The sequence below is a fragment of the Lawsonia intracellularis PHE/MN1-00 genome (genome assembly GCF_000055945.1).
In the GTDB taxonomy this organism is placed as follows: Bacteria; Desulfobacterota; Desulfovibrionia; order Desulfovibrionales; family Desulfovibrionaceae; genus Bilophila; species Bilophila intracellularis.
The window spans coordinates 1-24,497 of the sequence record NC_008011.1; the positions used below are offsets into that span (position 1 = coordinate 1).

Consider the following 24,497-nt stretch of genomic DNA (forward strand, 5'->3'; position numbering starts at 1 on the left):
ATGAAGATCTTTTTATAGAGATAGTAATAAAAAAATGTCAGATAGATATACATTATAGTATAGTAGAGAATATATAAAATGACCAAGTGATATTAAAAGAAAAAGTTAGAAAAATGTATAGTTATTAATTATAGTCTGTTGAAAAAATAAATATATATCTGTTAATAACTTCTTAGAATTTTGTTTAAATTATGTATCTCCAATATATCTGAGAAATCTTAGTAAAATGCCATAATTAATAAAAAATTAAATAAAACAATATATTATGTTATATTTTACTTGGGGGAAATATTCTATAGATGACTCCTAGAAACACGATAATCCATCTTTGTTTTTTTTTATAACTCTAGGATAATTATGTCATATATGAATACAACATGGGAAAAAGTCTGTGATAGCCTTCAAAAAAGGCTTAGTCCAGGAACGTTTAAAGTTTGGATTGCTCCATTAGTAGCTTCTGAACACGATGGACAATTATTTCTTTATGCTCCTAGTCTATTTGTTATGAATTGGATTCAGGAGCGTCTTTTTGTAGATATTACTGAAGCTGTGAGTGAAGTTTCAGGAGGGACTATGAAAGTTCAGATTGAAGTAAAATCTAGTGTCCCAGACAAACCACAAGTTTCTTTAACTGATTATAATAATAAACAACATATACCATATAATGGTTTTCCTAATACTAAAGTTTCTATTTCAAGAAGTCATATATCCTCTCAAACAGAACAGTTACCTTTACCTGTTTCATTAGTTAAAGCTCCATTTTCTAGTCGTTCATGGCGTTATAGTTTTGATTCATTTGTTGTTGGTCCTTGTAATAACTTAGCCCATGCTGCTGCACAAAATATGATTAAAGATACAGCCTCAGTAGATACGTTATTTTTAAGTTCTGGTCCAGGTCTTGGAAAAACACATCTTACACAGGCTGTAGGGCAAGCACTTTGTAACATATCTAACAGAGCAAATCCAAAAGTCGAGTATCTAACTGCGGAGGAGTTTTGTTCTTGTTTTGTGCAGTCATTACGAACAAAAAATGTCGATTCTTTTAAAGGAAGGTTTAGAGATACAGATCTTTTCCTTTTGGAAGATATACATTTTTTACAAGGTAAAGAGAAGATGCAGGATGAATTGTTAGCAACTATTCGATCATTACAAGGACGAGGAAGTCGTGTTGTTTTAACAAGCTCATTTGCTCCTAAGGAGTTAAAAAATGTCGATAATCGCCTGGTATCACGATTTTGCTCTGGGTTTTTAGCTGGAATTGAAAAACCCAATGCTGAAACACGTCGGCGTATTTTAATAGAAAAAGCAAAAGTACATGCTGTCGTGTTATCAGAGGCTGTAGCTGATTTTTTAGCTATGAAGCTTGTAGGAGATATTCGTCAGCTTGAAAGTTCTATTTCTAACCTTGTACTTAAAGCAAAGCTTTTGGATTGTATGATCTCTATGGATATGGCTAAAGATGTTATAGCTCAATATACACAAGATGATCCATTTATGAATATAGACTCTATTATCCATGCAGTATCAGGAAGCTTTGGATTACAAGCTGAGAAGCTTTATTCACGTAGTCGTAAACAAGATTTTGTTGTTGCTCGAAATACAATTTTTTATCTTGCTAGAAAACATACAGATATGTCTCTTCAGGAGATTGGTGATCGTTTTCATAGAAGACATTCAACTGTTTTAAAAGGAATTGCTTCTATTGAAAGGGAAATTCAAAGAAAGTCACCTACTGGCCGTCAGATTGCTAATACACTTAATTTACTTGAACGTACTAACATTCATTTAAATTGAATAGATAACTGTATATAAGATAGCGATAGTTATTAACTAGCTATTTGAGTTGCTTGCATTTTTAATGCTTCTGTTTGTGCATGAGTACTAAGAGCATCTATAAATTCTTGAATTTCACCTTCCATAACCTTTATAAGGCTATAAAGTGTTAGATTAATACGATGATCAGTAACTCGTCCTTGAGGGAAATTATATGTACGGATTCGTTCTGAACGATCACCAGATCCTACAAGAGCACGTCTAGCATCAGCTTGTTCAATTTCTTGTTGTTCCTGTTTTATTTGTAACAACCGGGAAGAGAGAACCTTTAGTGCTTTTGCTTTATTTTTATGTTGAGATTTTTCATCTTGGCAGGTGACTACAATACCTGTTGGTATATGGGTAACACGTACTGCAGAGTCTGTAGTATTAACACTTTGGCCTCCAGGGCCTGATGAGCGAAAAACATCAAATCGTAACTCTTCAGGACGAATTTCAATATCTACATCTTCTGCTTCTGGTAATACAGCAACAGTTGCTGCAGAAGTATGGATACGTCCCTGAGACTCTGTTGTAGGTACTCGCTGGACACGATGTGTTCCAGATTCAAATTTTAGACGACTATATACGTTGTCTCCTTGAATAAGTGCAATAATTTCTTTAAATCCACCAGTATCAGAATCACTTTGACTCATAATTTCTACTTTCCAATGCATTTTTTCAGCATAGCGGCAATACATTCGAAAAAGGTCAGCTGCAAATAGTGCTGCTTCTTCACCTCCTGTACCAGCACGAATTTCCAGAAGAATGTTTTTTTCATCTAGTGGATCTTTAGGTAATAGTAATATTTTTAGCTCATATTCAAGATGAGTTAACTCTAATTCAAGTTTTTTTATTTCTTCAAGTGCCATTTCTTGAATATCAGGATCAATATCACTAATAAGTTCTTTGTTTTCACTAAGCTGTTGTTGGAGTTTTTTAAACTGTTGAAAAGTAGTGACTATAGGTTTTAAGTCAGAATGTGTTTTTGTTAGTTTTCGATATTGTTCTTGATCATTAAAAATATTAGGTTGAGCAAGACTACATTCAATTTCTATAAATTTTTGTTCTAGATTTTCAAGTTTGGCAAACATAATTTTTCACATGTTAGAAGAAAGAGATGGTTGTATTAGGTATAATTAATACAGTGTGTTGCCATATTAATTTTTATTAATCTATCGTATTAATACTCATAATTATTAAGATAGGAAATAGTTTTACTTGTAGAGAAATGGGTTATTAGAATAGGTAACTATATAAATTTCCTGCCACTCTGTGTAGTAGCAGGAATATACTACTGTTAATTGTTTTGTTTATTGTGTTGAGCATATTTTTTACGGAAGCGATCAATTCTACCAGCTGTATCAATAAAACGTTGTTTTCCTGTAAAAAAAGGATGGCAAGAGGAACAAATTTCAACCTGCACATTTTCACCTTTGGTAGAAAGGGCTTCTATACTAAAGCCACAAGCACAAGTAATAGTTGCTTTATAAACTTGAGGATGAATATCTTTTTTCATAGAGTACACCTTTCAGATTTTGAACAAATATACATATACTATTTTGTTATGACTAGCAAGCTAATATTTATGTGTTATATTATCACTATATATTTTTATAAATAATAAGATGAGAAGAAAGAATGGCCAAACATAAAGTACGTGCTGATGAACTTGTTTTTTTACAAGGGTTAGCAGAAAGTCGTGAACAAGCTAAACGACTTATTATGGCAGGTAAGGTTACATTAACTAATAATTCTACAACTATACCATTACGTTTGGAAAAACCAGGACATAAATATCCATTAGAAAGTATCTGCAGTTTAATAGGGGTAGAACGTTTTGTGAGTAGAGGAGCATATAAGCTATTAACTGCTCTAGATTTTTTTAAAATTGATGTAAAAAGTTGTATTTGTCTTGATGCAGGCGCATCTACTGGTGGGTTTACAGATTGTCTTTTACAACATGGAGCATCTAAAGTATATGCGATTGATGTAGGCAAAGGTCAATTACATGAGAAACTGTATACTAATGAACAAGTTATAAATATTGAGGGAGTGAATTTACGTACAGCATCTAAAGATCTTATTCCTGAAGAAGTAGATATTTTAACTATTGATGTTTCTTTTATATCGCTTACTTTGATTTTACCGTCATGTATACGTTGGCTAAAGGCTTCCGGAATTATTATTGCCTTAATAAAGCCTCAATTTGAATTATATCCAGATAAAATAAAAAAAGGTGTAGTAAAAGAAACTAGCTTGCAATATGAAGCAGTAGAAAAAATTATTCATTTTTGTCAATCAGAACTTGGACTTATATTTATTGGTGTTGTTCCGTCGGTAATAAAAGGTCCAAAAGGAAATCAAGAATATCTTATTTACTTGAAAAAACGTTAATAATACTTATTATAATTTGTATTCTATATTATGTAGGTATATAAATATAAAGAGGTATGATTATTTATTCATTTAAGGAAGAGAAATAGGTCTACTCCTCTTCCTTTTTTACAACAATAATTTTTAACTAGTTTGGTATAACACCACAAGCTATACGAGCACCACCACCGCCAAGAGGAAGAGGTTTATCTGAATAGTTATCACCACCAGCATGGATCATAACTGTACGACCCTTAATTTCTTTAACTGTTAATCTTGGAGCTAAGAGTGTTTCTTTTGCTATTCCATCAGCTTTAACTACAAGTCTAGGTAAGTCTCCCTTGTGTCCATTACCAAGAGGTCCTTCATGTTTTCCTGTTTTGTCAGGATCATAATGACCATGAGCTTGGAGTCCAGCTGTTAGATGTCCATCATGCTCAGCAGGTCCACATGATCCTCCTTCATGGATATGAAAACCATGTTCTCCTGCAGGAAGGCCTTTAAGATCAGTTTTTATTTGTAGACCTTTATCTGTATCAGTAAAAGTTACTGTGCCTATACTCTGTTTTATTCCATTGTCATCAATCATATGGACTTCTGAAGTAACAGAACATGCTAATACTACACTAGTAATACTAGTTAAGAGAGAAATAGTTACTATTGAAGTAACAAAAAATAGTTTTATTTTCATAATAAGGAATTCCTTTTTAATAACAAATTGTATTATATAATTATTACATTAACATCCTCATATCATTGTATAAAAAAAGAGAGGTATCTGGCAAGTATTACTTATTTATTTTATTGAAATTTTTTGAAAAATTATTTTTTTCTTACTTATTAATTTTTATAGATAAACTCAAGAGAACAGATTTATTTTATATTTTAACTACTTTTTTTGAGAGGTTTATACTTTGGTTAATTGAAGTTTTTTCTATAATGTATAATTATCTTATGATACACTATACCCTTTTTTATTTCCCATATATTTTGGATCTTCATGTTATTATTCATTTTATATTATAATATAATGTTATAAAATTGATTTTTTATCGATACTTAGTTTAGTTAACTATCTAAAAAATAAAGACTTAATTTCTAGTTAAAATTAATATAGATGGCTTCTTGCAATATTTTTTATGTTAAATATAGATTACATAAATTAAATTTAATTATTACTATGAAATTATTCTTTTAAGCTAAAAATAGCTATAACTCATTATTTTTTAATGATAATTTTTATTTATTTCTATAATTAAGAAAAAAGTTTTTGTTTTAATGGCACAAATAGTATATACAACCTAACGACATGTGTATGTTATACATATGGATACTTTTATAATAAAATGGAGAAAAAGAAATGAGTGATAAAGGCAAGACAGGTGGATCTATGCCGGAAGAAGATTTTACAGGCTGGCGTGCTATCCTTTGGCCAGTATATAATTTTGAGTTAAAAAAGTTTTTGCCAATGGGTTTAATGATGTTATGTATCTTATTTATCTACAGGTTAGTCCGTGATATAAAAGATACATTAATGGTTAGTCAGGCAACAGGCGGTGGTGCTGAAACTTTAGGTTTTCTTAAACTTTGGGGTGTAACTCCTTCAGCTATTTTATTTATGATAATCTTTGTTAAGCTTGCTAATAAATTAAGTAAAGCAAACTTATTTTATACAATAGTAAGCTTTTTCCTTGGATTTTTTGTTCTATTTGGCTTGGTAATTTATCCACTGACAGAATACTTTCATATGAGTTATGAAACTATTTCTCACCTTCAGACTACAATGCCAAGATTATATTGGGTATGGCCAATTATAGGTAATTGGAGCTATGCAATTTTTTATATTCTTTCAGAACTTTGGGGTAGTGTAGTATTATCAGCTCTATTTTGGCAATTTGCAAATGAAATTACAAAAATTAGTGAAGCAAAAAGATTTTATAGTCTTTTTGGTTTTGTTGGGAACTTTGGACTATTAGCTTCTGGTTCTATAATTATTATTTGTGCTAATATAGCAAAAAATAGTGCTGTAGACGGAACAATAGATGTATTTGGAGAAAGTTTAAAGTATCAAATGTTAGCTGTTCTGTTTTTTGGTCTTCTATTACTTTATTTGTATAGATGGATGAACAAAAATGTTTTAACAGATCCAAAGCTTTATACACCTGGAGCTGGTTCAAAGAAAAAATCTAAACCAAAACTAGGGTTAATTGAAAGTACAAAATGTATTTTAACTTCAAGATATCTTTTAATGATATCGGCACTAGTCATTGGTTATGGAATTTCTATTAATCTTGTTGAAGGAGTCTGGAAGGGACAAATAAAACTACTGTATCCTGACCCAAATGATTTTAATGTCTTAATGGGTAAACTGGCTCTAACAACAGGTTTTGTTACAATTATTATCATGTTAATTGGAGCTAATATTTTAAGACGTTTTTCATGGAGAACAGCAGCTCTCATTACTCCAATATTTTTAATGGCAACAAGTGTTATTTTCTTTGGCGTCATTATTTATGAGAATAAGATGGGTCTTGATGCTACCTTATGGGGATTTGGTGTTTTGCTACTTGCTGTTGTAGTTGGTTTAATGCAGAATGCTTTTTCGAAAGGTGTAAAGTATTCTCTTTTTGATGCTACAAAACAAATGGCTTATATTCCTCTTGATCCTGAATTAAAAGTTAAAGGTCAGGCAGCTGTTGAAATTCTTGCTGGAAGACTTGGGAAGTCAGGTGGAGCTGCAATTCAATCTATTATGCTTCTAATTATAGGTGGAAATGTAACTTTAGCAAGTCAAGTAGAGTTCTTAGGATCAGCTGTACTAGTAGTAGTTGCTTTTTGGATTATTTCTGTATTTGGTTTAAGCAAACAATTTGAAACATTACAGTCTGAGCAACAAGCTGAAGAGGCTAATAGTAAAGAAAATAAAGAAGTTAAAGATGGTGAGCTCTGCACAAACTAAGAATATAAAGAACATCAATTAACTTAATAGAAGGAGTTAGGTTAATAACAGGTTATAACATAATGTTATATGCTTATTCTATGAGTTAATGATTTTTTGATTTTGTAACCTAGCACTCTACCTCTACTTAGGGTATGGTGCTAGGTTATTTATTATTTAACTATTTTATTCAATATTTTTACTATAATACTAGTTGAATAACCGCTTAAAGAAATTGCTTTATTCTTTAAGAGCAACCATGGGAGATATAGGAAGAAGTCCAAAAATAACTAAGAGCAATTAATATGCAAGGTTAATATTAGCTTTGGGTTTCTTCTTTATACAGAAAAAGTATAGTTAGCTAGTTATTGTTTAATAAATTACTATAATTTTTGATACATACTCTAGTGAAGTATTATATGTTACAGTAAATATGAAAAAAGTAAATAAAGTTAAATAATTAGTTGTATTATCTTAACAAGATGAGGAGAAGATATAAAGTAACTATTCAACTTGTATATTTTTATATATTATTTATTTAAGAAAGCTTAAACTCTTCTAAGCTCATAACCTTAGATTTTAATGGTAGATTTAAGACAAATGTATCATTATCGTTATAGAGAGCTAAGTGATAACGTAGATGTTTGTCTTCTATTTTATGATTTAGATATGGAACAATATTTGTTAATTTCTCAAAAGGTATTGCAAAAATATAATCTTTATCCATCATTGCAATAATAAAATACCCTTCATTTGCTGATTGCAAAAAGTTTTCCATATAGAAATGGTAAACAACCCAGTATGCAAGCTTTTTTTCATAGTATCTCCTAGAAAATGTTATAACAGCACGTATACTTTTATCTGACGATTCAAATTATGTTCTTCTATACTTAATAAAAATTGTATTTTTATTTTTAGCTAAAATAGTAATAGCTTGCTGACGTTTCTCTTCAATCAACTCTATAGGTGTACGATTGGTTATTCTTTCTTTTTTTAATACAGTATCTATTGGATTACTAGTAGTTTCAGCTGGTTGTTGACAAGGTTCATTAATTAAATCAGTATCTGACTGTGAATTATTAAATTCTTGTTGTATTATTTCATTTTCAACACTTTTTTCTGCATCTTCAATACTAAGAAAGACAACATCAACTAATCTATCAAGCCTTGTATATTCTATAGGTTCAATAAGAGCTCGTATTTTTTCCAATGTATTTATATCTTGTGTCTTCTCTTTAATAAAAACAAGGCTAAGAAGAGCTTCTATACTAATAAGACGAGCATCCCATGCATAGCGAGATCCCCTAATTTGTGCTTCTAAACTATTTGAATCATCCCTACCAACGACAAATAGTACCATTGCATCTTGTGATACATTATTAGTAGTAATACATTGTTTTTTATACGAAAAAACTTGATCAAGCCGTATATTATAATAATCTGTTGTTTTTACTTCAATAATAATATCCCGTGACCCATCTATTTTCCAAATTCCATCAAAACCAATAGCGTTTTTTTTTACCTCTATAAAGACCATTTTTGACATTATATCCAAGTCGTCTTCCAAGTTCATTTGTAATATCTTGTAATACAAAGCCTGAATTATCAAAGGATGATTCTAAACAGTCTTTAATATAAAGAGAGAAATATTTTGTTTGAATTTTAGATAAAAATTGTCGTAGCTCTAGTGATGTTGTATTGTTATCCTTTAAGTTACCATCTCCAGCCATAGTAACAATTTGTTTGATACTCATAGAGAGTACATTACTGGAATTACCTTCATAAAGATTGAGTAATGCCATTCATTAATACCTCTATTTAGTTGTATTTTATACCTAAATACGATTAATAATAATCTATGATTATTTCTAATAAATACTATTTAAATTTTAATAGTTCTGGAATTTAAATACAATTTTGACTATAGTTATAAATACTATGTAGTGTGGTTTTTGTATATGTATTAGTAGTTAACTTTGTTAAATGTAGTCATATTTCTATAGCTAATTCCTTGTCATCCCTAAATATAGTGATAATTTCACCACTATGATATTAATATTAATATGTATATGAAGAAAGTATGGGTGAGGGAGTATTATAAATAGATATCTTTTTGAGGGAGTATCTTTGACTTATTGATAGAAAAAATACTAATCAATGATAGTGGTTAGTAAAAGAAATGTAAAATAAGAGGATAAAAAGGGTTTGTATAATAAATTGAAGTAACTGGTGCGGCTGAAGAGATTCGAACTCCTGACCTACAGGTTCGTAGCCTGTTGCTCTATCCAGCTGAGCTACAGCCGCATCTGAAATGGCTTCTACCTTGTGAAGGACATAACGTCAACCTTTTTTATGATTTTTATCCACCATTTTTACAGCTTTTGTCCAATTTTTATGTTTTTTATAATTAAATTCAATAGGTTAATCTAGAGTGTCTATTATATTTTATTGTATTCTTTTTATAAGAGATGTTAGTATTTAATCAAAACCTTATAACTGTAAGGCATTATGATATGCAAGGTATATATGTGTAACCAGTCTATTTAACACAAGTGTAGGGTTGACCATAATATGTAGAGCTGATTCACTTTGTGAAAGTATATCTTGTAAATTAAGAAAATCTACAGGAGATAATATAGATAAACATTCTACAAGTTGATTTTTTCTTTGTTTTTTTAGTGATAAAACAATTGTTTTTCTGATTAATGAAATAATATGTTGTACTAATGAGGCTTCGACTACATTTTTATTTGTGGTAAAATTAAACCAATTTTTACCAGTTATTAAAAAAGTAGTAAGTTTTTCTTCCCATTCTTCTATTAGCTCTGAGGAGGATGAAGTCATTACTGACGTCCATGGAAGTGTTATTGTCCAAGATCTAGAAACAAGTGTTGGTAAAAGTTGTTCTCTTTGTGGTACAAGTAGCAAACAACAAGTTTGTGGATGTGGTTCCTCTAGTGATTTAAGTAGTGCATTAGCAGCCTCAGTACGGAGATGTTGAGCTTCAGCAAGTATGACAACTTTTTTCCCATTACTATGGGCAGGCTCTCCAAAAACTGTTCGTAATTTACGGATGTCATCAATTTTTATACTTCCTTCTGCTCCATGTAATAAGAAAAGATCATGGAAAAGCTTTGCTCCAATTTGTAAGCAAGTTGGACAAGTTAAACAAGGTGTTCCATATATACAATTTAGTCGAGCAGCATACCAAAGGGCAATAGAAAATCGTTCATCTAATGTTCCACCTTCAATAATAAGTGCCTGTGGAGGATTACTAGCTATATTATTTAGTAATATTCTAACATTATGCTGAGTTTGGGCTGTTGCTAAAGTAAATGCTTCTGTTGCTTGTTGTTGTGTTGGTAGATCAGAGTTTATTTTCTGTTTGGCTGTGGACATAGTAAAATGATTATTCCAATGTAATATTATATGTCTTATGCTGAATAGCAGTTACAATAGAGTTAATATATGTTTCATGAGATGTAAGATAAAAAGATAGGGCACGAGCAAAATTTTTACCCATGTATCCATCTATAAAGAGTTGACTGACTTCTTGGACAAGCAGAAGCACATTCTGACCTTTAGCAAGGATAATTTTTTCTTCTCTTGTCATTGTATTCAGTATGGAACGAAATGTTTGTTGTGCATAAGGTTGATACATCCAAAAATACATAAAGTCTAATGCATTAATAATACTTTCTCTTTGTAATTCAGGAGCTTCTTTTGAAGTAATTTTGAATAGTTCATAAGGCTTTGAAAGTAGAAATAATATATCTAGATCAGGAAAGCGTAATTCTAACTTTGTATACCAATTAAAAAAATGTTCTAATTTGGTTTTATAATCCCAAGAGCGAAGTCGATAGTTATTATTTTTATCTGCAAATCCTTCAATAACACCAGCAACAGTATCAGAGGCAGATTTAGAAATAATTGCAGCACCTGGTTGAAGAACTGCTAAAGGATTTGCAATATTAAAAAGTAACAGTGATTCTATAAGGATATCATTATAAAGAATGGAGAGTGGAACTGCAAAAATACTTCTAAATAAATTACCAATAATAGCTTCTTTAGGAAAGCCTCTAAGAATATTGTGTCCAGCTATATATAGGCTATTACAAATAGCTATCACTGTAAATACAATGATGTAATGATTACTTAACGTGAACCCAAAAGTTTTTTGTAGGATTAAGTCATGAATAATAAGTTCAAGCAAAACAACAGATAAGCCTGTATACATTAATGAATCACAAATTCTACTCCAACTTATAAAGTTTTTCCAGCGGAGTAAAGAAGTTTTTGAGAAGCTTCCACCACCTAGTATTGCTTGGGCGATATTACGTATTCCTGTTATAACAAACCAAATAGTTGAACCAAACCATGCAAGTACCCACCACTCTTGAGTATAGAGGAAAGCTAGTGTTGCAGGAACAAAACCTATAATAATTTTTAACAGATTTGCACATTTTGTATTGAGATAGGTGATATTTGGCCATGAATTTGTTTGTTTTTTTTTATCAATTTTTCTAAGGTAAATACCATTATCTGGTAAAGAGCCTATTCCACCCATTGCAATGATATTACCATAGGGTTTAATTTTTATATTAGCAAGTGCTTGCCATTCTTCTTTTTTTTGTCTGCCAAGCATTCTGAGGCCAGGTAGTTTTCTAAGAAAAGAAAGAATTTTATAATTAATTCCTTCAGTATTTGTAGTAACTATCCAAGTTTTTTGGAAAGCTAATGGTACATGAACAGGAAGGATCATAGGATTGAATAATTGTTTTTTTGCTAAAACTCTTCTTGAACTTGCAGGTAATGTTTGTGGTGCTGCAAGACCCATACCATGTCGTAAATTTGAGTTACTTGTTGAGTCTGTACCAATACGACTACGTAGAGGACTTATCTTATAAGGAGCTTGTAATATTGGTAAGTTACGCAAAATAACTATAAATTTTTTATAACGCTTGTAACTTGCCTCTGTATTTAACAATTCTAATCTTCGAATCATACTTACAAGAAGCTGTTTAAGACGTAATATATTTGGATCATTAATTGCTAATTGAAGTTCATTAATTGCAGCTAAATGAATAAGATGTCCTTGTTGCCATTCTTTAAGGTTAAAAAGTTCTAAATGAGTGATCATTCCTTTACAGTCCCATAAGAGTTCAAGGACATCTTCAGCTGTTAATTTTGCAAGTTGTAGTGTTATACGATATCCACTTCTTAGGCTAGATACATATTTAAGCAAATTATAGGGGGATAATTTTAAAAGTTCTGGCAGTTGAGTGGGATGGTCAGGAGTAAAGAGGTTAGCAATTTCAGGATTGTTATCAGGTGTGATCCACCGTTCACTAATTGATTCAATAGTTATCATATTCATTTTATGAATATGATGCGTAATTTGTTCTACCTGCTCAGGAGTTGCTATTAGCATTTCTTTTTTTAAAGCTGATGTTTTTTCATATAAAAGTGGTAAAAGTTGTTTATGGATACACTCAGTAAGATGTAATAGAGATGTCTGTCCTTGTCCTACAAATGCAAGGAATTCTTGTGGCTGAATTTCAGGTATAATAATTTCTAATTCATTAGCAAGTTCTAAGCGATATTTTGTGTTCCAAATATTTAGTACAGTTAATACGTTTTGTTGCATCCATTGAGAAACTTGTTTTCCTTTTTCCATGAGTTCATACACAGGTTTTTCTGCTAAAAACGTAAGAAAACTTTCAGGATCTGAAAAACCACGAGGAGCCCAAACAACTCTTATAAAACGATTGTGGAAAGGAATTTGAAATTCTATACCAATACGGACGATAATACCTACAATACTTGCTGCTTGTAATACTTCCCGAGCGATTTCTGGCTCCACATAATTATAGTAAACAACTGTGAGTTTACGGATACCTTTAACCCATGCATCCATAATAAGATGTGTTGCATTTTTTCGTCCTTTTGTGTTTGAATCATGCACATGGTGATCCATAGTTAGTTGATTCCACTTTTCTGGCATTTCTAATAAGTGGTGTTTAGTAAGCATTTTTCTTACTATATTTGGATTCCCTTCAGCAGTTCGTCTAAAGTCATGCACAAGTTTAAGTTGGTGACTTTCATCATGTCTAGAGCGGACGATATCTTTCATAATTTGGATAAGTACACGACCAGTATTATAGCGAAAGGTTGTACGAGCACTATGTAGAACTTCATCGTGTAATGCTTGGAGGGCATATAGCCTATCTTTTGCTTTACCTTTTTCAATATTAGTTAAGAGGTTAATAACAGCATGGGCTACACGAAATTCTCTTGTTGTTGTAAGTTCAAGGATACCATGTGGATGAAGGTTAATATCAATTGTTGGCTGTTGTTTTATATCAGAGTGGATATTATCAAGGGTGTCGTTTATCATCCGAAGGAGTTCACGGTCTTGGCGGTCAAAAAAAATAGAAGGGATCATTTATGCTATCCTAAATAATATTGTAACTAACTGATAGATTGTATCTTATCTAACAATATGTAGATCGTCTATATGTCAGGATAATATATAGTTTGATAGTAGGTTTAATTAAATATTTTTTATTTTCTTCTTATAAAGAAGAATTTTTATTATAGCTGATATAAAAAATAATTATTTTACTTTAAAATAAAGTAGAAGGAATATATGTAACTATTTTTTATAGCAAGATAAAATAATTTTTATTCATTACATAATAAGTTATATTTCTATCTAGTATATAGTATAACTAGTTATCATTTATTTAATTGTGATAACTAATAATTGTTATAAATTATATCTTAATAATAAAAAAGAATAGTTTAACTATAGTATTTCATTTATAAAATTTTTAGCTTAGCTTATAGTTTATAATAGTTAATAATAAATTGATAGTTAGTAGTATGTAATTTATCTATGTAATTTGTTTGCTTTTTATAGTATCTACCTTGTTTTTTTATTAAATAATAGTATGTTATAAAATTTCTGTATTATTTTTCTTTTTACATTGACATTACTGTTTTAGTAATGCATAGTTGTCTTTGAGGTGCCGTATTATGTTCAAGTGTATTGAACTTTCAATGATACGGGAATGAGGTTTTTTTTGAGAGGTTTTTTTCATGGCTAAGTCTATTTATGTTGGTAATCTTCCCTGGTCTGCTACAGAAGAACAAGTTCAAAGTCTTTTTTCTGAGTATGGTCATGTAATGGCTGTAAAACTTGTAAGTGATCGTGAAACAGGTCGTGCACGTGGTTTTGGTTTTGTTGAAATGGAGGAGCCTGGTGCTACAGCTGCTATTGAAGCCCTAGATAATGCAAATTTTGGTGGGCGTACTTTGCGTGTAAATGAGGCAAAACCTCGAGCACCCCGAGCACCACGTTACTAGTTTTTACATAAAAAAAGAACCTCTAGAATTCTAGCGGTTCTTTTTTTATGTAAAAACTAGTAACGTGGTGCTAACTTAGTAGTTAGCCTAACTTAGTTTATTATTATTATTATATAAAAATAACTGATAGCAGTTAATTAGGTTGGAGTAGATGGATTAACTTTTCTTCATATACTTATATATCAAATTATTTTATCCAAAAACTATTCTTATCTAATTTTGCTTTTTAAATTTTTCTTCTATTGATTACGTATGTTTTTTGCTTGTGAAAAACATGTTTTTATTTAAGATAGGTTGTCAAGTTTATTCCACTCATTTATTTTTTCCTTAATAAATAGAATAATTTTTTCGTGTTCATTTTTCCCTGTTCCTGATACATAAATAGGAGCACCAAATGAGAAATGAATAGTTTTTTGAGGATTGATTGGTCCAAAGTCCTTTATCAATTTCCCTTCACCCCAAGCATCTGTTTTAAGAGCTAAAGGGATAACTGGCACTCCAGTACGTCGTGCAAGTTTTACACCTATGCTATTAAATTTTTCAGGGAGAAAGGTATGTGATCGAGTACTTTGAGGAAAAATAATAAGAGAGGTTCCACTGTTGAGGTGATTTGAACCTTCCTCAAGTACTTTTGAGAAATCTACCCTTGGGTTTTGGCGCTTTATAATAATAGGATTTCTTGAAGATAAAATTTTTCCAAAAAATGGATAACTAATTAAACTTTTTTTCACAATAAAAGTAACAGGTTTGTATGGCTGAATTATTGAAGGAAGAACAAATGTTTCTAGTGTACTCATGTGATTACCTATAATAATGCAAGGGGAGTTATTATTATGTATATGTTCTAATCCTTCAATATTGAATTGACAGCCAACCTTTTCTAAAACACTAAAAACTTCTTTACTTGATTGAACCCATGATTCAGAAGTATATTTTTTAAAATAAGCTTTGATACCACCTTTGGTAATGATCCATAATATTGGAAGATAACCAATATTAGGGAATTGTTGTATAAATTTTGGAATAGACTTTTGAGGAGTCTTATATGAAGATTGGCTAAATGGTGTGAGAGATTTAATCATTTTGGGCTCTCTTCTGGTATAGAGTATTTCTTCTTTATATGGTTATGCCACATATTTAACTTAGGTTCTTCTCCCTGTTCTTTTGGGTAGTAAAAACTGCGGTTACTAATGGTTGATGGGAAGTATTCTTGTTCAACCCAGGCATTTGGATAGTTATGAGGATATTTATATTCTCTACCATATCCCCATTGCTTTTGTAGTTGAGTAGAAGGATTACGAAGGTGTAATGGGACAGGTTGTGCCCCATGAAGTCGAACTTCTCTTGCGGCATTACTATAAGCAGCATAAGTTGAGTTACTCTTTCGGGCTAATGCTAAGTATACAACTGTTTCTGAAAGAGGTATGAATCCTTCTGGCATACCAACAAACTCTACAGCTTGTTGGCAGGATACAGCTAAGGATAATGCTTGAGGGTCTGCTAATCCTATATCTTCTGATGCAGATATAATAAGTCTTCTACAGATAAATCTTGGATCTTCCCCACCTTCCAATAAACATGCAAGGTAATATAGTGCAGCATCAGGATTACTTCCTCTAATAGACTTAATAAGAGCAGATGCATATTCGTAATGACTATCTCCATCTTTATCATGTCTTTCAAGGATTTCAGGTAGGTTTATCTTAATATATTCAAGTACTCTTTTTTCTTCAGGCAGTATTGATATATATTCAATAAGATTAAATAGTGTTCGTGCATCACCATGTGCGGTAGTGGCAAGGAAATTTATAACATCATCTGGTAATAGTATGTTGAGAAAAAGAGTTCCTTTTTTAACAAGTTCTTTTAATTCATTGTATCCTAATTGTCGTAGTTGGAGAACATTTAAGCGTGATAGAAGCTGTTTTGTTACACTAAATGATGGATTTTCTGTTGTTGTAGCAAGCATTGTTAGTTTACCTGATTCAAGTAAAGGTAAAAAGAAGTCTTGCTGAGCTTTAGAAAAACGATGTATCTCATCTAAAATAAGAATATCAATATCAGTAAGCTTCTGGCGTAATTGTTGTATCCCTGTTTCTGGTGCGCTAATACGAAGAATATTTGTACTTTTTTTATATGCTAATAGTAAGGCTAAAGTAGACTTACCACAACCAGGTGGACCAAAGAAAAGGAGGCTTGGCAAACGTGGGGCAGATATAATGTACTGTAATCGTTCTAATAGATGATTTTGTCCAATAAAAGTATCTAAGTTATTTGGTCGTAACTTTTCAGATAATGGTGTAAGAGACATAATAGCTCCATATTCTAAAATAGAAAGAAAATTAGGTTATTCTAGTAACACTGCATCTTCTCCATCAATTTCTTTTACAAGTACATTAATAGTATGTTGGCTTGTTATATTAGTGGTGTAACCTATATAGTCAGGTTGAATAGGAAGTTCTCTACCACCTCGATCGATAAGTGTAAGGAGTTTGACATGGGTAGGACGTCCATAGTTGTTAAGTGCTTCTAAAGCAGCTCGTATTGTACGGCCAGTATATATTACGTCATCTATAAGAATAACTGTTTTATCGTCAAGAATAGTAGGAATAAATGATTCTCCGATGATGGGATGGAGTTGACGTGTTGTCCAGTCATCTCTATAGAAATTAATGTCTAGGGTGCCAATAAGTGGAGATTGTTTTGTTTTCTCTACAATAACTTTTTGTAGACGGTTAGCTAAAATTACACCACGACGTTGAATACCAATAAATAGTATATTATCAAATGTTATATAGTTGTCTATAAGTTCTTGAGACAGGTTAACTATAGCTGTTTCAAATTGATTTATAGTAAAAATTATTTTTCTATCCATGGTTATCCTTTTTTACATACAAATACACAAAATTTTTTCTTATGGGAAGTTTTACAATATACATAACTTTGGATAAAAACAGTTGTAGCAATTTATAGTCTATTTATTATGTCAGATAGTTACTATCTATTATAAATATATTATCATTTCTTAAAGTCTGTAAAGAAAGATTAATAGTAGTGAGTTATGATAATATGTCAAATAGTAAATAAAATCCTAATAGTAAAAAGTAGTAATACCTTATGATAGCTAAAAAAAATACCTCTTTTGGAGAGATAGAATTACCTTGGTCTAATTATAAAACATTTTATCTTGCTCATGAACATTGGCAAGAGCCTTATATATTAAATAAAAAAGAATCGCATCATCTTTTGCATGTATTGCGGATTCAAATAGGTACAGAGATTCATGTATTAGATGGAAGGGGAAGAGAAGGATTATTTTCTGTTAAAGAAGTAATAAAAGATAGAGTAAGTCTCTCTTACATTAATGACTGGATGCATCCTGAACCCACAAGAAAAGTTGTTCTTGCAGCAGGATGGACAAAAGCAGCAAGAAGAGGGTGGTTATTTGAAAAAGCTGCTGAACTTGAAGCATGGGCTATTTGGTTTTGGAAAGCTGAGAGGAGTCAATTTCCATTATCTGAAGCTAAAAAAGAATCTTGGCAAGGTCAGATTATTGCAGGAGCAAAACAATGTAACAATCCGTGGTTTCCTTCATTACAATTATTTCCAAATGGTATAGAAGAACTTATTTATAATGTAGATACAATAGGTTGTGATTTTCGGCATGTATTAGTTGAAAATACTTGTGGACCAGCACAACCTCTTACATTAGATATGCTTAAGCAAACTGGTTTAACTATTTGTGTCCTTGGGCCAGAAGGTGGTTTTACACATAAAGAAATCCTAAAACTAAAGGAAGCATCATTTTTGTCGTTGACACTAGGAGATAGAGTATTAAGGTGGGAAACTGCAGCTATCCTTTGTCTTGGATTGCATTGGTGGAAAAAAGTATATTCCTAATTAATACTTTGTTACTTGTTAGCTTTTTCTCCAATGTAAAGGTGTACAATACCTGAAGATAAGGGAGTATAATAAGCTTGATGAAAGCCTGCTGCACGGATTTCATCAAGTAATTCATCAGGATGAGGGAAATCCATAATACTTTGTTTTAAATAGAGATATGCTGAAGGGTCACTCGAGAGTTTGCCAATAAATGGTAATATTTTTGTAAGGTAATAATTATATAATCCCATCCAAATACGTTGTTTTCCTGTTCCAAATTCAAGTATAGCCATGCGTCCTCCAGGGAGTAGGACTCTCGCAATTTCAGAGAAAGCCTTTGTACGAGGGACAATATTACGGATACCAAAGGCTAATGTTACTCCATCTATACAAGAATCAGGAAACGGTAAAAGTTTTGCGTCTGCTGTTATTGGCCATACTCTTGTAATATTAGCTCTATGGAGTTTTTTCATTCCTTGATATAGCATAGAAAAGCAGAGATCTACAGCAGAAATATGAAGTTGCTCATACCGATTGTGTAATGCAATAGCCACATCAAGTGTTCCAGCTGCAAGATCAAGGATACGGCCTGTTTTTCCAGGTTCCATAGCTTCAACAAGACAATGACGCCAATAAATATCTAGTCCACCACTTAATATTCTATTCATAGGATCATACCATCTTGATATGCGTCCAAACATAGAATTAATAGATCTATCATGTTGGGTTGTCTCTATATGTGGATTCTGAGACATTTTCTTTGTTTCCTATTTAAAATATTTTAGTAATAGTAATCTATAGAAAAATATACATAAACATAATTAAATCAGGATAGTAAATAGCTCAGAGTAATTGAGGAATATTAGAGTTTTTGGACAACATATTAGAAACTATATTAAGTAATTTCATCTTTAGCTAGATAGAGAATGTACTAGGATAAGTTATTTTAAACTGACTATACCCTGTATTCTAACATGGCATGTTGTTATTGTGATGTTGACCATGTCGTTTTCTAATTTTCGTATGTTTCAGTACCAGTACTAAGAGCACTTACTTCACATGTTTCATCAAAAGGTTCTGTACCAAGATCTCCTTCAAGTTTTGAGACAACTAAAGCTCCAACAGCATCACCAAAGGTGTTTACAGCTGTTCTTATCATATCTAGTATCCGATCAATTCCAGCAATAAGTGTTACAGCTTCTAATGGGATTCCTACTTGTGTGAATACAAGTGTAATCATAATAAGTCCAGCACCAGGGACGCCTGCAGTACCTATAGAAGCAAGTAGACCAGTGAGAACAACCATAAGTTGTTTTTCAAACCCTAGGGGTATGCCATATATCTCAGAAGCAAATATAGCTGCAACTCCCATGTAAATAGCTGTGCCATCCATGTTTATAGTATTTCCTAATGGTATAGAAAAGCTAGATATGCCTTTAGATGCACCAAGAGATCTTACAGCTTGCAAATTTGTTGGTAATACTGCTGCACTTGAGCAAGTTGTAAAGCCAATAAATGTAGGTTCCATAAGACGTTTAAATACAGCCATTACTGGTAGACCTGTAGCTTTAATAAGAGGAACATAACATAATAATACATGTGCAATAGATGCTAAGTAAGCTATAAGCATAAATTTACTTAAAGGTAACAGAACATCAACACCATGTGTGCTAATTGTATATGAAATTAAGCCAAAGACACCAATTGGTGCATACATCATGACAATATTTGTCATGCGAACCATTGTATCTCCAATAAGCTCAAAACTTCTCAATAGAGGTTTCCCAACTTCACCAAGAGAACTAAGGGCAAAACCAAACATAACTGCAAAGAAAATAACTTGAAGCATGTTACCATTGGCCAAAGCTTCTATTGGATTAAGAGGTACAATATTAATAATTGTTTGAATAACACTTGGTGGTTCAACCATATCTGATTGTGTAGTAGCTATAGAAAGATTAAAACCAACTCCTGGTTGAAAGAAATTTGCAAATATAAGACCAATAGTGATAGCAATAGCCGTAGTTGCAAAGTAGTAAATAAGTGTTTTAGTCGCAACTCGACCAAGTTTATTGATGTCGTGAATACCAGCTGCGCCTGCAACAATAGTAGCAAGAACAAGTGGTACAACTACCATTCGAATAAGCGTTATGAATAATTGACCAAGTGGACGTAAATAGTTTGATGTGATCTCTTCAGATAAGAAAATACCAGCCATAATACCAAGAAAAAATCCAATAATCATTTGGACAGGCAAACTTATTTTCGACTTAGCACTTGTCATATATTCTCCATAAGCAATCTTCGCTAACCATATTAATATGATAGCTACTAAAGCTATTTTTTACTTTTATTTCATTAAGCAGTGTAAATTGTTCTTATTTGAAGGTCAAGTTTTATGACTGTACTAAGTAGTTATGTATATTTTTATAATAAAAATATGATGTTGTTATAAAAATAACAAATGTTATTTTACTATTTAAAAGTTAGTCGTTGCTATCTACTTTTTATTTATACAGTTAATAATAAACCATAAAATAAATTATTATGGGATGTATATAGTATGTTAAGTTCTATATGTATGAGATAAAGAGTTATTATGTAGAATTAGATTTTTTATTACGTATTTTTTGTACTAACCCACTTGTTGAATGTCCTTCAAGAAAAGGAAGACTTAATACAAGACCATTATTGCGCTCTACAAACTCTTTACCTATAATTTGTTCTACACACCAATCACCACCTTTAACTAGTACATTAGGTTGAATAGCTTCAATTAATTGTAATGGTGTATCTTCTTCAAAACCAATAATGAAATCTATAAGTTCAAGATGAGCTAATACAAAAGCACGAATATGGAAAGGATTAAATGGTCTATCTGGATCTTTTCCTAACCGTTTAACAGAGTTATCAGTATTTAATCCAAGAACCAGAATATCTCCATATGTTTTTGCTCTAGTCAGAAGATCAAGATGTCCAGGATGAAGAATATCATAACAACCGTTTGTAAAGATAATTTTTTTCCCATTACTTTTAAGATATTCAAGTTTTGGAAGTAAATTTGTTAGAGTAACAATTTTGGGATGTGTTAATATTTGATTATACATAATACTTTCACTCATATTTGCTTGTTACTAACCTACTATTTATAAATAGCTTCTCGGACAAGATTCATTGTATCTTCAGCTTTTATAGTTGCTCTTTGGTTACCATCAGTTAGCAGATCATCAATGTAGTTTTTGTTCTCATAGGTTGCACGACGTTCATGAAATGGATTAAGGAATTCTTTTAAACTTTGTAACAATATTTTTTTACATTCTACGCATCCTAGTGTTGCTGTTACACAACCTTCACGAATTTCATCTTGGATGTAAGGAGTTGTAAGAAGTTGATGATAAGGGAAAAGGTTGCAAACATCAGGGTTACCTGGATCACTTTTTCTTAGTCTTGCTGGATCTGTATACATTTTTTTGACTTTATGAGTGACTTCATCAAAAGAATCATTAAGAAAAATTGCATTTCCATAACTTTTAGACATCTTACGTCCATCAAGTCCTGGACATTTTGCAGTAGGTGTGAGCTTTGCTTTTGGTTCAGCGAAAATAGTGCCATATAGATTATTAAATCGTCTAGCAATTTCACGTGTAAGTTCAAGGTGAGGAAGCTGATCTTGACCAACAGGTACTAACTGTGGGCGATAAAGAAGGATGTCTGCTGCCATGAGAACTGGATATCCAAGAAATCCAAAATTTCCCAAATCTTTTGTAGTGATTTCTTGCTGTTGCTCTTTATATGTAGGATTACGTTCTAACCAACTTAAAGGAGTGATCATTCCAAGTAGAAGATTAAGTTCTGCATGTTGTGGAACTTTTGATTGTTGAAAAATAATACTTTGATGTGGATCAATTCCAGATGCAAGCCAGTCAATAACAAGGTCATATATGTATTCTTTTAAGTGGGTTGTATTAGCATAATCACTTGTAAGTGCATGCCAATCTGCTACAAAAAAAAGTGCTTCTATTTCTTGCTGCATAGATAACCAACTTTTGATAGCACCAAAATAATGACCTAGGTGTAACCTCCCTGTGGGACGCATCCCAGAAACTGTACGTAGTGGCATAGACTGATGCATTAGAGATGGCCTCCTCAATCTTAATTTAGTCCAAATAATAAGGTGCAAAGGATGAGCGATAGATTAATAAGTGGGTATAAAATATATCCTAGTAAACCAGTTAAAAGAAGAGCAATAAAGATAACAAAACCATATCGTTCTGCTAACATATATTTATAGCCAAGTTCATTGGGGAGTATTGCCCAGAGGATTTTACTACCATCAAGAGGAGGAATAGGGAGTAAATTAAGCCAAGCAAGAGTAAAATTGATGATAATACCACTTGAGAACATAAGAAAAAAATAAGTCCATACAGAAGACTGCTGCCATTCATAAGCAGGGAAAAATTCTAGAAAGATTCGTAACAACAATCCAAAGGTAAAGGCTAGAAGAAAGTTAGCTGCAGGGCCTGCAAAGGATACTAACATAGTATCTTTACGGAGATCATAAAAATTTCTAGGGTTAATAGGAACTGGCTTAGCCCAACCAAAGATAAATGGACTTGTTAGGCTAGTTATAGTAAAGACCATGAGTCCTAGTGGATCAATATGATGAGTTGGGTTAAGAGTAATTCTTCCTAACATTGCTGCTGTTGGATCTCCTCGTCGTTGTGCAACCCATCCATGTGCAACTTCATGTAATATGATTCCTAAGACAAGAGGAACAAAAGCTACTGCTATTCGCTTAATAGCATTTGTAATATCAAATTCAAACATAGCTATTGTACCTGTAAACGTAAAAATCGTTTTTTACCAAGTTTGATAATATAGTCGCCAGGTTCAAGGGGTAACTCAACATCATGATAACGTTTATCATTCACTGTAAGAGAACCTTGTTTTATAAGGCGTTTTGCTTCACTACGAGAAGTACATAACTTAGAGTCAGTAAGAAAAGCAGGTGGCTTACTTGTTTCACCATAGTTACATATAAATTCAGGCGTATCATCAGGAAGAGCACCATTAACAAAAACAGCTGTAAATTCTTGCAGTGCTTCATAAGCTTTTTCTTTGCCATGGTATTGTGTTACAATGTCAACAGCTAACTGTTCTTTTACTTTCTTAGGATGGAGATGTCCTTCTTTAACATTTTGTTTTAATTTTTCTACTTCAGATAGACTACTAGTAGAGATAAGTTCATAATATCGCCACATAAGTTCATCAGAGATAGACATAACTTTACTAAATTGAACATAAGGTTGTTCGTCAATTCCAACATAGTTACCATAAGATTTTGACATCTTACGGACTCCATCAAGCCCTTCTAATAGTGGCATTGTAAGAATACATTGAGGTTCAATATTATAGTGTGACATAAGTGTACGACCAACTAATAAGTTAAACTTTTGATCTGTACCTCCAAGCTCTATATCACTTTTTAGAGCCACAGAATCATACCCTTGCATGAGTGGGTATAGTAATTCATGAAGAGCTATTGGTGTATTTTCTTTATATCTGTTAGAAAAATCATCTCGTTCTAACATGCGTGCAAGTGTATAATGTGAAGCTAGACGAATAAAGTCTACTGATGACATAGACATTAGCCATTTAGAATTGAAAACTACATTTGTTTTAAGAGGATCAAGAATTTTAAAAATTTGTTTTTTATAAGTTTCTGCATTAGCTTGTACTTGTTCAACTGTTAATGCTGGTCTAGTAGTGGATCGGCCAGAAGGATCTCCAATAAGACCAGTAAAGTCTCCAATAAGAAAAGTGACATTATGTCCAAGTTGTTGAAAGTGTCGTAATTTGTGAATAAGTACAGTATGACCAAGATGAAGATCTGGAGCAGTGGGATCAAAGCCTGCTTTTACAACAAGAGGTTTTTCATTACTAAGTTTTTTGCGTAATGATTCTTCATTTATAAGTTCAACATAACCACGTTTTATAAGTTGTAGTTGATCATCAATAGATACCATGTATTACCAATATTATGTATTTAAAGCTAAGGTTAAAGATACTGTTAATTATATACAGTTCAGTTGTTATTAAAATATTTCCTCATAATAGCTGA

Annotated in this window: 22 protein-coding genes and 1 tRNA gene; 5 read left to right on the forward strand and 18 right to left on the reverse strand. The window is 31.9% G+C overall.

Annotated elements, in window-relative coordinates; genetic code table 11:
- Positions 1 to 357: 357 nt before the first annotated feature.
- Positions 358 to 1,794, forward strand: coding sequence for a chromosomal replication initiator protein DnaA (gene dnaA, locus LI_RS00005; protein ID WP_011526084.1), 1,437 nt, complete (start codon positions 358 to 360; stop codon positions 1,792 to 1,794).
- Positions 1,795 to 1,826: 32 nt separating this feature from the next.
- Here the strand turns inward: dnaA and prfA are convergent, their stop codons facing one another.
- Positions 1,827 to 2,906, reverse strand: coding sequence for a peptide chain release factor 1 (gene prfA / locus LI_RS00010; RefSeq protein ID WP_011526085.1), 1,080 nt, complete (start codon positions 2,904 to 2,906; stop codon positions 1,827 to 1,829).
- A gap of 206 nt (positions 2,907 to 3,112) precedes the next feature.
- Complete coding sequence (rpmE, locus tag LI_RS00015) at positions 3,113 to 3,331, reverse strand: 50S ribosomal protein L31 (RefSeq protein WP_015353656.1); 219 nt, start codon at positions 3,329 to 3,331, stop codon at positions 3,113 to 3,115.
- A 122-nt stretch (positions 3,332 to 3,453) separates the two neighbouring features.
- Here rpmE and LI_RS00020 point away from each other — a divergent pair, with 122 nt between their 5' ends.
- A complete protein-coding gene (locus tag LI_RS00020; protein ID WP_011526087.1) occupies positions 3,454 to 4,209 on the forward strand; it encodes a TlyA family RNA methyltransferase in 756 nt (251 codons plus the stop codon).
- Positions 4,210 to 4,336: 127 nt separating this feature from the next.
- On the opposite strand, the gene sodC is transcribed toward LI_RS00020, so the two are convergent.
- Positions 4,337 to 4,879, reverse strand: a complete 543-nt coding sequence (gene sodC / locus LI_RS00025; RefSeq protein WP_011526088.1) for a superoxide dismutase family protein — start codon at positions 4,877 to 4,879, stop codon at positions 4,337 to 4,339.
- A 669-nt stretch (positions 4,880 to 5,548) separates the two neighbouring features.
- Here sodC and LI_RS00030 point away from each other — a divergent pair.
- Positions 5,549 to 7,147 (forward strand): NTP/NDP exchange transporter, encoded by a 1,599-nt coding sequence (locus tag LI_RS00030; RefSeq protein WP_011526090.1) that lies wholly within the window; start codon positions 5,549 to 5,551, stop codon positions 7,145 to 7,147.
- Between the two features lie 517 nt (positions 7,148 to 7,664).
- Here LI_RS00030 and LI_RS00035 read toward each other — a convergent pair.
- The 6 genes from LI_RS00035 to LI_RS00060 form a co-directional block, all read right to left on the reverse strand.
- A complete protein-coding gene (locus tag LI_RS00035; protein WP_223604208.1) occupies positions 7,665 to 7,892 on the reverse strand; it encodes a hypothetical protein in 228 nt (75 codons plus the stop codon).
- 108 nt (positions 7,893 to 8,000) lie between these two features.
- Entirely contained in the window at positions 8,001 to 8,681 is a 681-nt protein-coding gene (locus LI_RS00040; protein WP_146778537.1) for a hypothetical protein, read from the reverse strand.
- Positions 8,623 to 8,928 carry a hypothetical protein gene (locus tag LI_RS00045; protein WP_011526093.1) on the reverse strand — a complete coding sequence of 102 codons (306 nt, stop codon included), beginning with the start codon at positions 8,926 to 8,928 and terminating at the stop codon, positions 8,623 to 8,625. Before LI_RS00045 ends, LI_RS00040 begins: the two co-directional genes overlap by 59 nt.
- Before the next feature lie 425 nt (positions 8,929 to 9,353).
- Positions 9,354 to 9,430, reverse strand: a tRNA-Arg gene (locus LI_RS00050).
- Positions 9,431 to 9,616: 186 nt separating this feature from the next.
- Complete coding sequence (locus LI_RS00055) at positions 9,617 to 10,525, reverse strand: DNA polymerase III subunit delta' (RefSeq protein ID WP_015353657.1); 909 nt, start codon at positions 10,523 to 10,525, stop codon at positions 9,617 to 9,619.
- 10 nt (positions 10,526 to 10,535) lie between these two features.
- Positions 10,536 to 13,571, reverse strand: coding sequence for a hypothetical protein (locus LI_RS00060; RefSeq protein ID WP_011526095.1), 3,036 nt, complete (start codon positions 13,569 to 13,571; stop codon positions 10,536 to 10,538).
- A 656-nt stretch (positions 13,572 to 14,227) separates the two neighbouring features.
- Here LI_RS00060 and LI_RS00065 point away from each other — a divergent pair.
- Positions 14,228 to 14,494: an RNA recognition motif domain-containing protein gene (locus LI_RS00065; protein WP_015353658.1), complete on the forward strand. Its 267-nt coding sequence runs from the start codon at positions 14,228 to 14,230 to the stop codon at positions 14,492 to 14,494.
- Between the two features lie 284 nt (positions 14,495 to 14,778).
- On the opposite strand, the gene LI_RS00070 is transcribed toward LI_RS00065, so the two are convergent.
- The 3 genes from LI_RS00070 to pyrR are packed head-to-tail and all read right to left on the reverse strand — an operon-like array spanning position 14,779 to position 17,369.
- Positions 14,779 to 15,576 carry a lysophospholipid acyltransferase family protein gene (locus tag LI_RS00070; protein WP_011526096.1) on the reverse strand — a complete coding sequence of 266 codons (798 nt, stop codon included), beginning with the start codon at positions 15,574 to 15,576 and terminating at the stop codon, positions 14,779 to 14,781.
- Positions 15,573 to 16,805 (reverse strand): replication-associated recombination protein A, encoded by a 1,233-nt coding sequence (locus LI_RS00075; RefSeq protein WP_011526097.1) that lies wholly within the window; start codon positions 16,803 to 16,805, stop codon positions 15,573 to 15,575. The genes LI_RS00070 and LI_RS00075 overlap by 4 nt, the downstream gene beginning before the upstream one ends.
- Before the next feature lie 36 nt (positions 16,806 to 16,841).
- A complete protein-coding gene (gene pyrR / locus LI_RS00080) occupies positions 16,842 to 17,369 on the reverse strand; it encodes a bifunctional pyr operon transcriptional regulator/uracil phosphoribosyltransferase PyrR (RefSeq protein WP_011526098.1) in 528 nt (175 codons plus the stop codon).
- A 242-nt stretch (positions 17,370 to 17,611) separates the two neighbouring features.
- Here pyrR and LI_RS00085 point away from each other — a divergent pair, with 242 nt between their 5' ends.
- Positions 17,612 to 18,394, forward strand: coding sequence for a 16S rRNA (uracil(1498)-N(3))-methyltransferase (locus LI_RS00085; RefSeq protein ID WP_011526099.1), 783 nt, complete (start codon positions 17,612 to 17,614; stop codon positions 18,392 to 18,394).
- A gap of 11 nt (positions 18,395 to 18,405) precedes the next feature.
- Here LI_RS00085 and LI_RS00090 read toward each other — a convergent pair whose 3' ends face one another.
- The 6 genes from LI_RS00090 to tyrS all read right to left on the reverse strand — a co-directional run bounded on the left by LI_RS00090 (position 18,406) and on the right by tyrS (position 24,402).
- On the reverse strand, positions 18,406 to 19,131 hold the full coding sequence (locus LI_RS00090) for a ubiquinone/menaquinone biosynthesis methyltransferase (protein ID WP_011526100.1): 726 nt from the start codon (positions 19,129 to 19,131) through the stop codon (positions 18,406 to 18,408).
- Between the two features lie 257 nt (positions 19,132 to 19,388).
- Positions 19,389 to 20,660 (reverse strand): dicarboxylate/amino acid:cation symporter, encoded by a 1,272-nt coding sequence (locus tag LI_RS00095; RefSeq protein WP_011526101.1) that lies wholly within the window; start codon positions 20,658 to 20,660, stop codon positions 19,389 to 19,391.
- A gap of 313 nt (positions 20,661 to 20,973) precedes the next feature.
- Entirely contained in the window at positions 20,974 to 21,498 is a 525-nt protein-coding gene (locus tag LI_RS00100; RefSeq protein ID WP_015353659.1) for an adenylyltransferase/cytidyltransferase family protein, read from the reverse strand.
- 20 nt (positions 21,499 to 21,518) lie between these two features.
- Positions 21,519 to 22,508, reverse strand: coding sequence for a tryptophan--tRNA ligase (gene trpS / locus LI_RS00105; RefSeq protein WP_041817021.1), 990 nt, complete (start codon positions 22,506 to 22,508; stop codon positions 21,519 to 21,521).
- Positions 22,509 to 22,528: 20 nt separating this feature from the next.
- Positions 22,529 to 23,203, reverse strand: a complete 675-nt coding sequence (locus LI_RS00110; RefSeq protein ID WP_011526104.1) for a site-2 protease family protein — start codon at positions 23,201 to 23,203, stop codon at positions 22,529 to 22,531.
- Positions 23,204 to 23,205: 2 nt separating this feature from the next.
- On the reverse strand, positions 23,206 to 24,402 hold the full coding sequence (gene tyrS, locus LI_RS00115) for a tyrosine--tRNA ligase (RefSeq protein WP_011526105.1): 1,197 nt from the start codon (positions 24,400 to 24,402) through the stop codon (positions 23,206 to 23,208).
- Positions 24,403 to 24,497 lie beyond the last annotated feature (95 nt).

Excerpts from the sequence above, each read along its gene's own strand:
- LI_RS00075 (WP_011526097.1), bottom strand. The coding sequence starts at position 16,805 with ATGTCTCTTACACCATTATCTGAAAAGTTACGACCAAATAACTTAGAT.
- LI_RS00020 (WP_011526087.1), top strand. The coding sequence starts at position 3,454 with ATGGCCAAACATAAAGTACGTGCTGATGAACTTGTTTTTTTACAAGGG.
- sodC (WP_011526088.1), bottom strand. The coding sequence starts at position 4,879 with ATGAAAATAAAACTATTTTTTGTTACTTCAATAGTAACTATTTCTCTC.
- LI_RS00110 (WP_011526104.1), bottom strand. The coding sequence starts at position 23,203 with ATGTTTGAATTTGATATTACAAATGCTATTAAGCGAATAGCAGTAGCT.
- prfA (WP_011526085.1), bottom strand. The coding sequence starts at position 2,906 with ATGTTTGCCAAACTTGAAAATCTAGAACAAAAATTTATAGAAATTGAA.
- LI_RS00055 (WP_015353657.1), bottom strand. The coding sequence starts at position 10,525 with ATGTCCACAGCCAAACAGAAAATAAACTCTGATCTACCAACACAACAA.
- LI_RS00070 (WP_011526096.1), bottom strand. The coding sequence starts at position 15,576 with ATGATTAAATCTCTCACACCATTTAGCCAATCTTCATATAAGACTCCT.
- LI_RS00090 (WP_011526100.1), bottom strand. The coding sequence starts at position 19,131 with ATGTCTCAGAATCCACATATAGAGACAACCCAACATGATAGATCTATT.
- trpS (WP_041817021.1), bottom strand. The coding sequence starts at position 22,508 with ATGCATCAGTCTATGCCACTACGTACAGTTTCTGGGATGCGTCCCACA.
- rpmE (WP_015353656.1), bottom strand. The coding sequence starts at position 3,331 with ATGAAAAAAGATATTCATCCTCAAGTTTATAAAGCAACTATTACTTGT.
- LI_RS00065 (WP_015353658.1), top strand. The coding sequence starts at position 14,228 with ATGGCTAAGTCTATTTATGTTGGTAATCTTCCCTGGTCTGCTACAGAA.
- LI_RS00030 (WP_011526090.1), top strand. The coding sequence starts at position 5,549 with ATGAGTGATAAAGGCAAGACAGGTGGATCTATGCCGGAAGAAGATTTT.
- tyrS (WP_011526105.1), bottom strand. The coding sequence starts at position 24,402 with ATGGTATCTATTGATGATCAACTACAACTTATAAAACGTGGTTATGTT.
- LI_RS00095 (WP_011526101.1), bottom strand. The coding sequence starts at position 20,660 with ATGACAAGTGCTAAGTCGAAAATAAGTTTGCCTGTCCAAATGATTATT.
- LI_RS00060 (WP_011526095.1), bottom strand. The coding sequence starts at position 13,571 with ATGATCCCTTCTATTTTTTTTGACCGCCAAGACCGTGAACTCCTTCGG.
- LI_RS00045 (WP_011526093.1), bottom strand. The coding sequence starts at position 8,928 with ATGGCATTACTCAATCTTTATGAAGGTAATTCCAGTAATGTACTCTCT.
- LI_RS00100 (WP_015353659.1), bottom strand. The coding sequence starts at position 21,498 with ATGAGTGAAAGTATTATGTATAATCAAATATTAACACATCCCAAAATT.
- LI_RS00085 (WP_011526099.1), top strand. The coding sequence starts at position 17,612 with ATGATAGCTAAAAAAAATACCTCTTTTGGAGAGATAGAATTACCTTGG.
- pyrR (WP_011526098.1), bottom strand. The coding sequence starts at position 17,369 with ATGGATAGAAAAATAATTTTTACTATAAATCAATTTGAAACAGCTATA.
- dnaA (WP_011526084.1), top strand. The coding sequence starts at position 358 with ATGTCATATATGAATACAACATGGGAAAAAGTCTGTGATAGCCTTCAA.